Annotated in this window: 16 protein-coding genes and 1 pseudogene; 16 read left to right on the top strand and 1 reads right to left on the bottom strand. The window is 61.6% G+C overall.

The genetic code is table 11. The features are described 5' to 3' along the window. The 9 genes from OVA12_RS10420 to OVA12_RS10380 form a co-directional block, all read left to right on the top strand. Positions 1 to 591 (top strand): N-acetylmuramidase family protein (locus OVA12_RS10420; protein ID WP_268136936.1); only part of this gene is annotated, 591 nt, incomplete at its 5' end. Beyond that, on the top strand, positions 588 to 1,121 hold the full coding sequence (locus OVA12_RS10415; RefSeq protein ID WP_268136934.1) for a peptidoglycan-binding domain-containing protein: 534 nt from the start codon (positions 588 to 590) through the stop codon (positions 1,119 to 1,121). The genes OVA12_RS10420 and OVA12_RS10415, both read left to right, overlap by 4 nt. Next, entirely contained in the window at positions 1,118 to 1,534 is a 417-nt protein-coding gene (locus OVA12_RS10410) for a hypothetical protein (RefSeq protein ID WP_268133620.1), read from the top strand. Before OVA12_RS10415 ends, OVA12_RS10410 begins: the two co-directional genes overlap by 4 nt. Before the next feature lie 76 nt (positions 1,535 to 1,610). After that, a complete protein-coding gene (locus OVA12_RS10405) occupies positions 1,611 to 1,817 on the top strand; it encodes a hypothetical protein (RefSeq protein ID WP_268133621.1) in 207 nt (68 codons plus the stop codon). A gap of 29 nt (positions 1,818 to 1,846) precedes the next feature. Beyond that, complete coding sequence (locus tag OVA12_RS10400; RefSeq protein WP_268136932.1) at positions 1,847 to 2,347, top strand: DUF1804 family protein; 501 nt, start codon at positions 1,847 to 1,849, stop codon at positions 2,345 to 2,347. Beyond that, a complete protein-coding gene (terL, locus tag OVA12_RS10395; protein WP_268136930.1) occupies positions 2,344 to 4,041 on the top strand; it encodes a phage terminase large subunit in 1,698 nt (565 codons plus the stop codon). Before OVA12_RS10400 ends, terL begins: the two co-directional genes overlap by 4 nt. A 71-nt stretch (positions 4,042 to 4,112) precedes the next feature. Beyond that, positions 4,113 to 5,699: a DUF935 domain-containing protein gene (locus tag OVA12_RS10390; RefSeq protein WP_268136929.1), complete on the top strand. Its 1,587-nt coding sequence runs from the start codon at positions 4,113 to 4,115 to the stop codon at positions 5,697 to 5,699. A gap of 127 nt (positions 5,700 to 5,826) precedes the next feature. Continuing rightward, positions 5,827 to 7,083: a PBECR2 nuclease fold domain-containing protein gene (locus tag OVA12_RS10385; protein ID WP_268136927.1), complete on the top strand. Its 1,257-nt coding sequence runs from the start codon at positions 5,827 to 5,829 to the stop codon at positions 7,081 to 7,083. A 138-nt stretch (positions 7,084 to 7,221) separates the two neighbouring features. After that, positions 7,222 to 7,719, top strand: coding sequence for a phage virion morphogenesis protein (locus tag OVA12_RS10380; RefSeq protein ID WP_268136925.1), 498 nt, complete (start codon positions 7,222 to 7,224; stop codon positions 7,717 to 7,719). Positions 7,720 to 7,786: 67 nt separating this feature from the next. Here OVA12_RS10380 and OVA12_RS10375 read toward each other — a convergent pair whose 3' ends face one another. Next, entirely contained in the window at positions 7,787 to 8,677 is an 891-nt protein-coding gene (locus OVA12_RS10375; RefSeq protein WP_268136923.1) for a hypothetical protein, read from the bottom strand. Positions 8,678 to 9,064: 387 nt separating this feature from the next. On the opposite strand from OVA12_RS10375, the gene OVA12_RS10370 reads away from it, so the two are divergent. The 7 genes and pseudogenes from OVA12_RS10370 to OVA12_RS10340 all read left to right on the top strand — a co-directional run bounded on the left by OVA12_RS10370 (position 9,065) and on the right by OVA12_RS10340 (position 13,294). Further along, positions 9,065 to 10,228 (top strand): hypothetical protein, encoded by a 1,164-nt coding sequence (locus tag OVA12_RS10370; RefSeq protein WP_268136921.1) that lies wholly within the window; start codon positions 9,065 to 9,067, stop codon positions 10,226 to 10,228. Between the two features lie 64 nt (positions 10,229 to 10,292). Further along, the gene (locus OVA12_RS10365; RefSeq protein WP_268133628.1) at positions 10,293 to 10,664 is read left to right on the top strand and encodes a hypothetical protein; all 372 of its coding nucleotides are present in this window, start codon (positions 10,293 to 10,295) and stop codon (positions 10,662 to 10,664) included. A gap of 82 nt (positions 10,665 to 10,746) precedes the next feature. Next, on the top strand, positions 10,747 to 11,682 hold the full coding sequence (locus OVA12_RS10360) for a capsid protein (protein ID WP_268136919.1): 936 nt from the start codon (positions 10,747 to 10,749) through the stop codon (positions 11,680 to 11,682). A 24-nt stretch (positions 11,683 to 11,706) separates the two neighbouring features. Further along, entirely contained in the window at positions 11,707 to 12,060 is a 354-nt protein-coding gene (locus OVA12_RS10355) for a hypothetical protein (RefSeq protein ID WP_268136917.1), read from the top strand. A gap of 48 nt (positions 12,061 to 12,108) precedes the next feature. Next, positions 12,109 to 12,549, top strand: a complete 441-nt coding sequence (locus OVA12_RS10350; protein ID WP_268136915.1) for a DUF1320 domain-containing protein — start codon at positions 12,109 to 12,111, stop codon at positions 12,547 to 12,549. A 136-nt stretch (positions 12,550 to 12,685) separates the two neighbouring features. Then, positions 12,686 to 13,063: pseudogene (locus tag OVA12_RS10345) on the top strand (Gp37 family protein); the annotation flags it as partial. A 3-nt stretch (positions 13,064 to 13,066) separates the two neighbouring features. Then, positions 13,067 to 13,294 (top strand): hypothetical protein, encoded by a 228-nt coding sequence (locus OVA12_RS10340; RefSeq protein ID WP_268136914.1) that lies wholly within the window; start codon positions 13,067 to 13,069, stop codon positions 13,292 to 13,294.

Below are 13,294 nucleotides of genomic sequence, written 5' to 3'. Positions count from 1 at the left end.
AATGTCCTTCACGCAATCCTCGACGTCGAAAGCGGCGGAGAGCCATTCGATGCCCAGGGGCGGCTGATCATTCTGCCAGAACGTCACGTCTTCTGGCGCGAACTGCCGAAATCCAAATGCGCCAGGGCGATGACCATGGGGCTCGCCTCACCGAAATGGTCGAAGGCGAACTATGCAGGACTTGGAGGCGCTGGTTCTGACCAGCGCTGGGACCGCCTGGAGCAGATGGCCGCGCTCGATGAGCGAGCCGCGCTGATGTCGGTCAGCTTCGGATCAGCCCAGATCATGGGCTTCAATCACAAGATCTGTGGCTTTGATTCAGTGATTGCCTTCGTCCAGGCAATGGCTGCGAGCGAAGCTTCCCAGATCGATGCCTTTCTGACTTTCCTGCTTCGCAGCGGGCTTGCCGAGGCGCTGCGAACCAAAGACTTTCGTGCGGTCGCACGGCGCTACAACGGTCCAGGACAGGTGGATTACTATGCCGGGCGAATGGTGGCAGCCTACAATGAGCTGTGCGCTGCAGCCGGCGCGAGCGAACCCGCAAGTGAGGCCCCTCGTCGCTCAGCCTTGGCGCAGACGGTTACCGCGTGAAGGCCCTGCAATCCCGCCTTTCAGAACTGGGGTTCGTGGTCAGGGCCGATGGCGACTTCGGGCCAGCGACACGTCGTGCGGTGGTCTCGTTCCAGGTCGAGCATGGCCTCAAGGCTGATGGCATTGTCGGTCCAAAGACGGAAGAAATGCTCGCCAAGGCATCCGGCCTTGTCGAACCGAATGCTGAACGCCAGGGGCTTACTGTCCAGGACCTTCGCCGCCAGGGATCACAGACGGTTCGCAAGGCGGACTGGCTGTCGCGCATCGGCATGGCACTGACCGGCACGGGAGCGGCAGCCGGCGGACTTGAGAGTGGCGAGCGCGGCTTTCTTTCTGACCTGGCGGGTCAGGTCTCCGGCGGCATCGATCTCATCCGTTCAATTCGCGCAGACGTGCAACCGCTTCTCGACTTGGTGACCGGCAACACATGGACCGTGTTTGCGCTGACCGGCCTCGCCGTCATTGTTATCGCCTGGCAAATCAAGCGCCGGCGGCGTGAGGACGCAAAGACCTGGAGGCATGTCGGATGACGCTCCTGTTCCGTTTTGGCATCTGGCTCGTTGGCAGCCTTGGTGGTGGCGTTGCCGATCGCATCCTCAGCCATCTTGAACGCAAAGCCGATATCGAGAACGGCCGCGACAAGCTGCGCGCCGAAGTGACCGTAGAAACCGTCCGGTCGGAACTGGCGGTCCGGCAGGCAGCACGCGACATAGTCCTGGCCGAACAGGGCTGGTGGGTCACCGCCCTGATCCGGCCAGCCTTCGCCTGGCCCATTGCTATCTGGTCGGGCGCTGTTGTCGCAGATAGCCTGTTTCACTTCACCTGGAACGTCGCAGCTCTGCCCGCCCCCCTCGACGAATGGGCAGGCTGGATTGTCGCTGCGTATTTCCTCACCCGTCCCATGGAAAAGGTTGCGCGCGGCTTCTTTCACAGCCGGCGCTAGCGCCTCTTAACAACGATCAGCTTTGGGCCGTTAGACCGGCTCCGGCTTAACGCCCGCTGATCCAGGAGCCCTGATGATGAGCGATGATATCAGCCAGCGCCTCGGCAAGATCGAAGGCCTCCTGATCGGGATCGACAAGAAGGTCGACGGTCTTGAGGGGCAGATTACGCGCCAGGACGAACGCTTGCGCACCGTTGAACGGCGCACATTTGCCAATTCGGTTGTCGCCTCCGGTGTGATCTCGATCGGCATTGCCTTCGTCAAGGACAAGATCGGTGTGTGACAGGCCTGATACCACGGGATTGGCATTTGATGGCACGGGATGAAGACAAGAAACGGCAGGCTCGCAAACGCTTCATCTTCGAGCGCCAGTCTGTGCCGACCATCTGCCTGGCGCTTGGCATTTCTGACAGCACATTGCGGCGCTGGAAGAAGGATGCCCGACAGCATGGGGATGACTGGGACGTTGCCCGTTCCGCAACCATGCTCGCCGGCGAGGGCCTTGAGACAGTGGTCGCATCCGTTGTCGAGGATTTCGTCATCCTGTTCCAAGCGACCGTCGAAGACGTCAAGTCTTCCGAAACGCTCCAGGCCGCAGACCGCGTCAAGCTGATGGCATCGCTATCTGACGCCTTCAACAAGATGGTCTCGTCAGCCGGCCGCGTTGCGCCGAAGCTGTCCGAGCTGGGCGTTGCCAATGACGTGCTTTCCCGTCTGGCGGAGTTTGTCCGGATCGAGTTTCCGCAGCATTCGTCGGCGTTCGTCGAAATCCTCGAACCCTTTGGAGACCGGCTTGCGGAGGTTTACGGATGATCTCGCCACGGCATGGCCCCGGCGCGCCGCTCAAGGCAAACGAGTTCCGGAAAAGCATCGCCGAGATTGCGGATCTGTTCCGGCAAAAGATCGAACTTGAGGTCGAAGCTTTTCCCGCAGATCCGGAACGACGGCGTGAACGGCTGGCCAAAGTTCAGGCGGACGGAACCGGCTACAGGTTTTTTGCCGAAACCTATTTCCCGCACTATCTGTCGAAACCTGCCAGCCGCTTGCACGATCATCTTTATGCCGACCTGCCGTCAATGGTCGAAACCGCTCATGGTCAACGCAAGCTGGTCATCGCACCGCGCGGCTCAGCCAAGTCGACCCATATTTCCCTGATCTTCCCGCTCTGGTGCGTCGTGCGCGGCCTGAAGCATTACATTGTCCTGATCATGGATGCCTTCGAACAGGCTGCCGTCATGCTCGAAGCGCTGAAGGCCGAACTGGAGGTCAATCCCAGGCTGAAATACGATTTTCCCGACGTCTTCGGCCAGGGTCGTGTCTGGCGCGAGGGCGACATCGTCACGCGCAACAACGTCAAGATCGAAGGGTTCGGGACAGGCAAAAAGATCCGTGGCCGTCGTCATGGCCCGTTTCGCCCGGATCTTGCGATCCTGGACGATGTCGAGAACGACGAGAATGTCGCCAATCCCAAGCAGCGCGACAAGCTGGAAGGATGGATCTCCAAGGCTGTTCTGAAACTTGGGCCCCCTGACGGTTCCATGGACGTGCTCTATGCCGGAACCGTCCTGCACCATGATGCCGTCATCGTCCGGTTTTCCCGAAAGCCACAATGGCAGGCCACAGAGTTTCGAGCCATCCTTACATGGCCGGATCGCATGGACCTCTGGGACCGTTGGGAAGAGTTGTATCTCACCGATGAGCCAGCTGCAGACGAATGGTACCAGGCGAACGCCAAGGACATGGAGCGTGGCGCCGAACTGAACTGGCCCGACAATCACACGCTGCTCTACCTGATGCGCGAGCGGGCCGGCGAACATTCCGCGTTCGAAAGCGAATATCAGAACAAACCCGTGTCCCGGGACAATCCGTTCCAGGATCTGACATGGTGGGTGCAAAAGAAGCGGGACTGGCTGTTCTTCGGTGCAATCGACCCTTCGCTTGGCAAAAACAACCGGCATCGTGATCCCTCGGCAATCCTGATCGGCGGCTATGACCGTGAAACACAGGTGCTGGATGTGGTCGAGGCTTCGATCCGCCGCCGCTTGCCGGACGTCATCATTGCCGATGCCATTGCGTTGCAGCGGGATTATGCCTGTCAGTTGTGGTTTGTCGAAAGTGTCCAGTTCCAGGAACTGTTGCGCACCGACCTGATGAAGGCTGCAGCGCGTGCCGGGCTTGCCATGCCTTGCGTTCCCATTGTTCCGCTTGCGGACAAGGCGCTGCGGATCGAACGGCTGCAACCGCCGGTCCATGCGGGTCTCATCCGTTTCAATGCAGCGCACAAGGTTCTGGTCGATCAGCTGCAACAGTGGCCGGACGCCGATCACGACGACGGTCCGGACTGTCTGGAAATGCTCTGGAGCAATGCGGTCGCAAAAGCCGCCAGCGCATTGACTGCCAACACATTTAGAACGGCTCCAGGAAGCTCCAGGTCGGCATCGGCCTTTGGAGGGGCGGGCTCGATATCAGGACCGGCGTCCGGACGCTTCGGGGGGTACCGGCTGTGAAGTGCCGCAAAGTGACCGGCCGCAAGGAGCCAATTTCGCCCGCACTGTTCCTGCAACAGGAGTAAAAAGACATGGCTCGAGGTAAGTCTGCCGGGATCCCCGCTGGCGCGCGTGCTGTGCCGCCGCAGGGCGGACAGTTCATCGCAACGCCCGCAAATGATGTCACCATTCCGTTCTTTTCCAATGTGCTGGAGCCTCAGGACCCAACTATCCGGGAAAAGGGCGCAGCCAAGGGTTTGAAGCTCTATGATGAGGTCTTGCGGGATGGCCGTGTCCGCACGGTCCTGGGCAAGCGCTTTACCAAAGTGACGCGCCGGAGCTGGAACGTCACGACGGCGGATCCAGATAAACCTCTCGACTTGGAGATTGCCGAGGCGATCACCAGGATGCTCAAGCGGATCGGTTTCGACGGGATCAGCAAGCATCTGCTCAAGGCCATCCTGAAGGGCTATGCGGTGGCGGAAGTGATCTGGCACCTGGACCAGGACGGACTGATCGCGCCGAAGGCCATCAAGGCGCATGACCAGGCTCGTTTCCGCTTTGCCCCGGACTGGCGTCCACGGCTCCTGACCCGGGAAAGCGGACTTGAAGGGATCGAGCTGCCGGAACGCAAGTTCATCGTTCACCGGTATGATGCCGAGGGAAACAATCCCTACGGCCTCGGGCTTGGCTCCACATTGTTCTGGCATGTGCTGTTCAAGCGTGAGGGTGTCGCCTCCTGGATGGTTCTGCTTGAGAAGTTCGCTGCCCCCACGCCTTTCGGACGTTTTCCGGCCGGAACGGCCGCAAGTGAGCAGGATCGTCTACTTCTGCTGCTGCGCGATCTCGTTTCCAATGGCGCGCTGGCAGCACCGATCGGCACTGAAGTCGAGTTTCTGGAAGCAAAACGAAGCGGTGACGCCAGCTATGAAGCCTGGGTGCGCTACTGGGACGAACAGACCTCGGAAGTCGTGCTTGGCAGCACGCTCTCCACAAGCGTCAAGGGTGAAGGCGCCCGGGCCGCGTCGGAAACCCATGCGGACGAAACCGAAGCCATCATTGACGATGACGCCGATGCCTTGTCGGAAACCTTCAATGACACCCTGATCCGTTGGATCACCGAACTGAACTGGCCAGGCGCCACGCCCCCGTCTGTCTGGCGGCCACGTCCGAGCAATGAAAAGGACGAGGAAGCCCTCAAAAAGTCGCGGCACGAGCGCCAGCGGGGTGCGGTCGGTCTGCTCAACGAGTTGCGCCGTGAGGGCTTTGAGCCCGATGATGTCGAAGCCTGGCTGGCAGATGTGATGGAAACGCCGGTGACCGGCTTTTCCCGCCAGGACCTTGCGGCCAGCCCTGGCGCGGATGCGTTGACGACTGCCTTTGCCGACGCTGCGGCCGCACGTGAGGGTGACCCTACATCCTATCTTGTCGACCAGGTCGCCGATCTCGCCGGACCGGCCCTGACCGGGTGGATCGGCACATTGCGCGAGACCCTTTCGGGGGTAAAGGACTACAGTCACGCATCGCAAGCCTTGCTGGAGGCATATGGCCGGCTTCAGCCGGATCCACTGGGCAACATCCTCGGCGATGCACTTGCCCTGGCAGAGCTGAACGGCCGGGCCGATGTGCAGGACGAGACCGGCGTTCTCCCGTCGTTTACCGCCGCCGGCAAAGGCTAAAAAAAAACTTCTGACGTCCTCACCTGCGGGTGCTGCGGAGGCGCGAAGCACCAGCTTTGCCGATGACGGCAACAGCGATCATGGCCCGCTTGCTGATGCCATCGCTTTCCATCGGCAGAAGATCAGGTTGCCGACCAACCACTGGCATGATCTTTTGCACCATGCCCACGACCGTGCCTTCGTTGTTGCCGGTGCGACGCGGGACGCCCTGATCGAGGACTTTCAGGCCGCGATCGATGACGCCCTTGCCAAAGGCCTGCCGTTCAATGGCTGGCTCGACAAGACGGGCGTTCACCAGCCAGGCTTCATTGACCGGTTCGACGAGATCGTCCGCCGGCACGGATGGGATCACAAGGGCGGGCGTGAATGGCGGGCACGGGTGATCTATGAGACGAACCTGAAATCTGCCCATGCCGCCGGCCGCTATCGTCAGATGACCGATCCGGATGTGCTGAAGGTTTATCCTTACTGGGAGTATGTCCATGGCCTGGCGCGGGTCCCCGATACGCCGCGCGAAGATCACGAAGCCTGGAGCGGACTTGTCCTGCCGGCAGATGATCCATGGTGGCAGACCTACTATCCGCCCAATGGCTGGAAATGCGGCTGCGGGGTGCGGCCTGTCTCGCGGGCAAAGCTGAAGACGCTCGGCAAGGACGGGCCCGACCCCTCGCCGCCAATCGAGACCGAACGCCGACCGGATCCGGCAACCGGGCAGATCCTGGACTATCCAAAGGGCGTCGACATGGGCTGGGCCTATGCGCCTGGACGATCCTGGGCGAGCGGCCTGGTGCCGCGTGAACTGCAACAGCCCCTCGGCACACAGATGCAGCTGCCAGGGATTGTCCAGCTGCCAGAGATGGCTTCGATCGCCCGGCCTCTCAAGACGCGCAAGCTTGCTTCCGGACTTCCCGAAGAGGCTTATGTGGAAGCCTTCCTTGCCGAGTTTGACACCGGTCCCGACACACCGGAACTGTTCCGGGACAAGGCAGGGCATGCGGTTGTGATCTCTGACGATCTGTTCCGCCGGCCAGATGGGACAAGCAAGCTCGTCAATCCGCGTGGCTTGCCAAGTTCGAGCCGGGCCACAGCCCTCGTTCAACTGGCGGAAGCCCTAAAAGATCCGGACGAGATCTGGATTGATTGGGAATGGCATGCCGCCCGCAACGCCTGGATCCTGAAACGCCGCTACCTTCGGGCCGCGCCAGATCTTGCCGGTCTGATCATTTTCGAATGGAGCCGCTTCGGATGGCGGGGCACCACAGCCTACAACGCGGAGTCTGGCAAGTCAGGCAAACGCCGGCCGAACTTCAACCAGATCGAAACCTGGCGGCATGGCGTGCTTCTGTACCGAAGGGAAACAGACAAGAGCAACACCGGGGAATGAGAAAGGGCGGTCGACGCAGACCGCCCGGCGCAGGAACGGAAAGGAGGCCTGCGCCGGCCCACGTTCCTGTCGCAAAACCAAGTTTACAGGCTCTTTGCTTCAGCCGCAATCAGCCAGGTACTGCGGAGGAAAACTCAAGTGCTGACCTTCCGTTTCGAGACAAGCCGGATCGGGCCAGAGATTGAGGCCCTGATCGGCAAGACTGGTGACCGCGCCGCGGCGCATCGGATCATCGGACTGACGCTCTATGATCAGACTGTCGACCGGTTTCAGAGGGAAATAGCGCCGGATGGCACGCCCTGGGCCCCGCTCTCCCCTTTGACGCTCTCCAGCCGCCGCAACAAGCGCGGCATCCTTCGGGACCGAGGCGAGCTGTTCGGCTCGATCCATCAGGTCCACAATGCGACGCGGGCCGAAGTCGGTACCCGCCTCAATCATCCGAAGGTGATGGTGATGCAGTCTGGTGCCACGATCCGGCCGCGCCGGGCGTCCGTGCTTGCCGTTCCCATGGGACGCGGCGGAAACAGGCCCGCATTCATTCGCAAGGCCGTCATTCCGCCCCGGCCCTATATCGGGATCGGCCGGGGCGATGAGGAAGCTGTCAGAGATGCATTGCTGGCCTGGCTCGAGGCGTGAAAGACCGCAGTTCAAGTCGCGCGCCTTAGCCCTAGCGCCCCGCGCAGAAATGCAGCGGATCGCAAACTCACTCCGGCATGGTCTGTATGTCTGTAAAGCGGAAGATGAACTCCGGCTCACTCATCGCACCATACATCGTCATGCTGCTTTCCCAGAAACAGTCCGTCTTCTCTGCTGGCTTCACAAACTCACCGGAAAAGCGAATGCGGGTACCTTCCTTTAGATTAGAGAGCTTTTGAAACAACGCTGTATCGGGATCGATCAGCGTGTTACTCCCAATATCGCTGAGTGAGTTGTTCCAGGTCTTCACCGCCGCAGTTTCAGACAGCTTCACCGAAATAACACCCAAACCATCACCGTTGGTCGTTAGCTGATCTACGGTACCAGACCAGTTCTTGATCTTGCGCGATGTTTGCGCAGCACAAATTGCCTTGGCCCGTTCTCGACGCACCCCACCCTTGGCAAGGTCGTTTGTCGCCTGTTGGAACTGAGCCTTTGCAGTTTCAATGGCGGCAATCATTGCCACCTGCTCGGCTGGGGGAGCAAAGAACTCATTCTCTGCCGCCATTCTTGCGGCCTTTGCCGCAGCTTCTGCCGAGGCTTCCGCCTCAGCCTTCTGCCTGGCTTCAGCTTCGGCCTGTTTTTGCCGTTCCTTGTCCGCCTTCTCTGCGGCAAGTCTAGCTGCCTCATCGGCAAGAAGTTGCGCCTTCCTGTCGGCGAACACCTTGGGATCCGTTATGCCAGCCTGGGTCGCCAGGCGCAGGTCGTTTGCATCGGCAAAGCCGGCATCTTGTGCCCTTTTGTTCTCCGACATGGATGCACCCGCAGCAAGGGCTGCAAGTGAAATCACGATGATGCCGACGCCGCGTAGGCGCTTCCCTGTCATGAAAAAGACGTAGAACAGCCCGACGAGAAAGATCAGAACGCCCAGGAATGCAAGAACGTCAAAAAGATTCATGAGTTTCCCCTTTGGTTGAATTCTGGCGATAGAAACCAACCTGCTGGTGTAGTGTCAACCGCTTTGGATCCGGCGGCACAGCATTCGTAAAGGCCGCTCGCGAAGGCTGCCTTCCGCCCCATCGGCGCACCCGCCGTTAAGGCCGCGTTAGAAGCCCGGGAAAAGGCCTTTGGCTTTCTGTCCTGCCTTTGCAGATGGCGGTCCTCAGATGGCACCCGCCAGGCTCCGGCCGGTTGCGCATCAATTGGCTCCCGGATAGGGTGCCGCTTACCTGACCGTATGTTCAGCATCAGACGTGTCCCTGATGCCCTCTGGAACAGTTCCGGCGCATATCCCTCCCGCCACTGACAATGTCGCTCCAGTTGACCAAAACCGGAGCGACGGCCCGTGCCGCAGGCGACCTCAACCCGCAAGATCGAAGTGTTCCGTCCAGGAACGTTCACGGCCATGTCCGGTGCGTCCTTTACCGCCAGTGCCAGCGACCTGGCGGCGCTGGCAGACCGGTATGATGCCGAGAACAATCCAGTCCCGGTGGTCGTTGGCCATCCCAGGACGGATGCGCCTGCCTATGGCTGGGTAAAGAGTTTCACCTATGACGCGGACGCTGAGCGGCTGATCGCAGAAGTCGGCGAACTGGAACCCGGATTTGCCTCGGCAGTGTCCGACGGCCGCTACAAGAAAATCTCGATGTCGTTCCATGTGCCAGGCGCCCCGTCCAACCCGGCCGGCGATGCGCTTTACCCCAAACATGTCGGGTTTCTAGGGGGGGCCGCCCCCGCCGTGCCGGGCCTTAAGCCGGTGTCCTTCACAGATGCCGCTGACATCATCACGGTCGAGGTGGTCTCCTTTGCTGATCCAGCCTTCCGCGATGTGGCGAGCCTCTTTCGCCGCTTCAGGGAATGGCTGATCGAGACACGCGATGCAGAGACCGCCGACAAGGTCATGCCGGACTACACGATCCGCTGGATCGACGAGGCCGGCACGCTGCCGGCGCCGCAGCCAGCCGCCTTTGCCGCAAGTCCTGAAACCGTTTCGATCTCACAGGAACCGATCATGTCCACCACCACACCGCCCGCTCATTCATCCGCTCCCGCCCCCGATGCGGATCTGGCTGCCCGCGAAGCCGCCCTCCGGGCTAGGGAAGATGCGCTCAATGCCCGCGAAACCGAACAGCGTCACGGCGCAAATGTCAGCTTTGCCGAGGGCCTGATCGCCTCAGGGCAGCTTGCCACTGGCCACAAGGCCAAGCTGGTGGCGCTTCTGGATGGCCTCGCCGGTGCGTCGTCCGCTGCAATCTCCTTTTCCGAAAACGGATCCGAAGTCACCACGGGTCTCGTTGATCTGGCGAAGTCGCTTTTCGAGACCGCTCCGAAGATCGTCGAGTTCGGCGAGACGGACATGGGGGATGCCCCGGAAGCGTCTGCGAATGACGCAGAAAACCTCGCCCGCGAAGCAATTGCCTTCCAGGCAACGCAGCGGGCCGCCGGCATCACCGTCTCGGCAGCCGATGCCGTCACCCATGTCGAGAAGACGCGAGGCCTCAGGACCTGAGGCCCACCCTGTCTGATATCCGGCTGATGTCCAGCCGCTCTGTTGTCAATGAGGAGCCACCAGCATGCATGTTGGTCTGATCAAGAATTTCACCGCAGACGGCCCGATCGGCAAGCGGCGTCTTGTGACTTTCGGCAGCGCGGAAGGCCGCGTTGCCCTCGCCGGCATCGGGGCGGTGCTGCTCGGCACGACCGCAATCAGGGGCGCGGCTGGCACCGGCGAGCGGATTGACGTCTGTCTCGATCACATCCGTGAAGTCGAGTTCGGAGGCACGGTGGCTTATGGCGACCCGCTCACCAGTGATGCGAACGGCCGCGCGATCAAGGCTGCCCCAGGGGCTGGCGCTTCATTGCCAATCATTGGCCGCGCGATGAGCGCCGGTGGTCTCGGCGTCATCGGTCATGTCCTGATCCAGCCCGCAACGCTGCGCGGTTGACCAGTTTACCGAAAGCGCGGTCCTGACCGCGCTGGCCGCAGCGCTCCCTGCAGTCCCAAACCTTCTTTGAAAGAAAGCAGCCATGTCCAGCGCCACTGACCAGTTTACCGAAAGCGCGGTCCTGACCGCGATTGCCATCGCCTATTCCAACCCGGACTACAACCTGATCGCCGACCAGGTCTTGCCCCGGGTGCCCGCGCCGGCCGCAACCTTCAAGTATCAGGTCTACGACGAGGCGGAAGCCTTCACACTGCCCGACACCCGCGTCGGACGCCGCTCGGCGCCGAACCAGGTGGAGATCTCCGGCAGCGAGCGGGAGGCCAGTACCGAGGAATATGGCATCGACATCCCGCTCGACAACAAGACCATCGCCGAGGCTCAGCGCAACAAGTGGGACCCGGACAAGCGGGCGACCGAACGGGCGGCGGACATTGTCCTGCTCGACCGCGAAGTGCGTACGGCAAGTCTGGTCAAGGATCCGGCCAACTATCACCCCGACCACGTCGAGACCCTGGCCGGTGCCGACATCTTCACGGACCCTGCGAGCGATCCGATCACGGTGATCGAAGATCTGATGGCGACCTGCTGGCAGCGGCCGAACCAGCTGACACTGGGCTTCAGCGCCTGGCGTGCCCTGCGCAAGCACCCGAAGGTCGTCAAGGCCGTGCACGGAAACTCCGGCGACCAGGGCCGGGCAACGCGGCAGCAGATTGCCGAACTCCTGGAGGTCCAGCGTGTTCTGGTGGGCGAAAGCCGCGTCAACATCAAGCGTCCAGGCGAGGCGCCGGTTCTGGCCCGGGTCTGGGACAATATCGTTGCAGGCCAGTTCATCAACCGGACGGCTGACACCACCGGTGGACTGACCTTCGGCTACACCGCTCAGCTGGGTACCAAGATCGCCGGCACGCTTCCGGCCAACATGGGCTTGCGGGGCGGCAAGCTCGTCCGTTCCGGCGAGGAAGTGCGCGAGCTGATCGTGGCCAACCGGGCCGGTTTCCTGATCCGCAATGCGGCCTGATCCCTCAAACCAGGAGCTGAGACCATGACCGATACGCTGACCTATCCCGTCCTGGCTGCCGTCCGGCACAACCGGGTCCGCTATGCGCCGGATGATCCCGATCACAACACCATCGACCTGGCGCCTGTAGAGGCCAGACCGCTGCTGATGCTCAAGGTGATCGGGGAGCCCGTCACACCTGTCCAGGTCAATGATGTCCCTGCCGATGATGTCCCGGCTGGCGATGCAACTGGCCCTGTTGATGCTGGCCCTGATGAAGCTGGCCCTGATGAAGCTGGCGATGATGAAGCCGGACCGGATCACGATGGACCGGCGCGCGCAGCTGACGCGCTGACGAAATCCGGCAAGCGTACGGCAAAAGCACAGAAGCCGGATTGATCCGGACAATCAGGCGTCCGGTCCAGGGACCTGGGAGCGTTAAAAGCGATGACGACAGGCAGCTATCTAACGGTGGACGAGCTGATCGCGCTCAACAGCGAGGAAGATCTCATCGCCCTGGCCGGCATTGGCGGGTTCAACTCCGCAGGTGGCCGGACCCTCGACCGGGACCGCCTGTCCGCGCAGATCCGGCGTGCCCAGAGCCTGATAGACGGACATGTGCTGAACCGCTTCCCAGCGCTTGGCGCGGTGCCTTGCGCGGATATGCCCGCGAGCCTGAAAGGTGCGGCGGCGGATCTCGTCGTCTACTGGCTGCGCGACCGTGTTGCCGATCGAGGCGCAGTGGATGACGTGACGCGTGCCCGCTACCTGGACGTGATGGACTTCCTGAAAGGCATCCGCGACGGCAAGACGGACCTCGGGCCCGGGCGCGACGGGCTTGGCGGCTTGCCTGGCGGCGGCGCGGGACAGACAGACCGGATCGCCTAGCAGTTTCCCCGCTGCCCGCGCCCCGTCCATGCTGGAGGGCTGGCGGTGAGCGTGATCCAGTCCATCGAAACGCAGCTGATCGCCCGGCTGAAACGGTGCCTGCCATCGGAGTTCTACGTGGCTTAGCTTTCCGGGTAACCCGGAAGCCTTCGACCCGGCGAAGATGCGCGCGGCTGCGTTGGTCCATTATTCCGGCGCACGTTATGGCGAGGGCAATGGCATGGACCTTGCCCGTCAATCGCGCGAACTCAGGTTCACCATCGTCCTTTACCTCGGCGACCTGAATGGCGGCGCTGCCGCCTATCCCATTCTCGATACGATGCGCCAGTGGTTGCAGAACACAGCCCTGGAAGGGGCAACGCCGCTCAAGATGATGAGCGAACGGCTTACCGACCAGGCCGCCGGCCAATGGGAATGGCAGGTGGACGTCTCCTGCGTTGTCGCATCCGTTGCCGCCGAGCAATCGCCGGCGCGCCCCCGTATCCCGCTCACCCGCTTTCAGGAGGAGGGTTAGGCCATGCCTGCCAAACCGACCCACAGCTTTGCCACCTACACGTATCTTGGTCCGGTCCAGTCCGTCTCCCTGCGGGGCAAGGATACGGACGGAAACACCGTCACATTCTTTGAAGAAACGCTGTGCCCCGGACAGGACTACCTGCTGCCGGAGGGGCATGCGGCTGTCGCCGGCTGGAAAGCCCTGAACCTCATCATGCCGGCCCACCAGGCAAGCAACGGAGACGCGTAA

Origin of the sequence: Pannonibacter sp. SL95 (assembly GCF_026672425.1) — a bacterium.
Lineage (GTDB): Bacteria > Pseudomonadota > Alphaproteobacteria > Rhizobiales > Stappiaceae > Pannonibacter.
The sequence above is the reverse complement of the archived record's forward strand: the minus strand, read 5'-3'. Positions and strand labels throughout refer to the sequence as shown.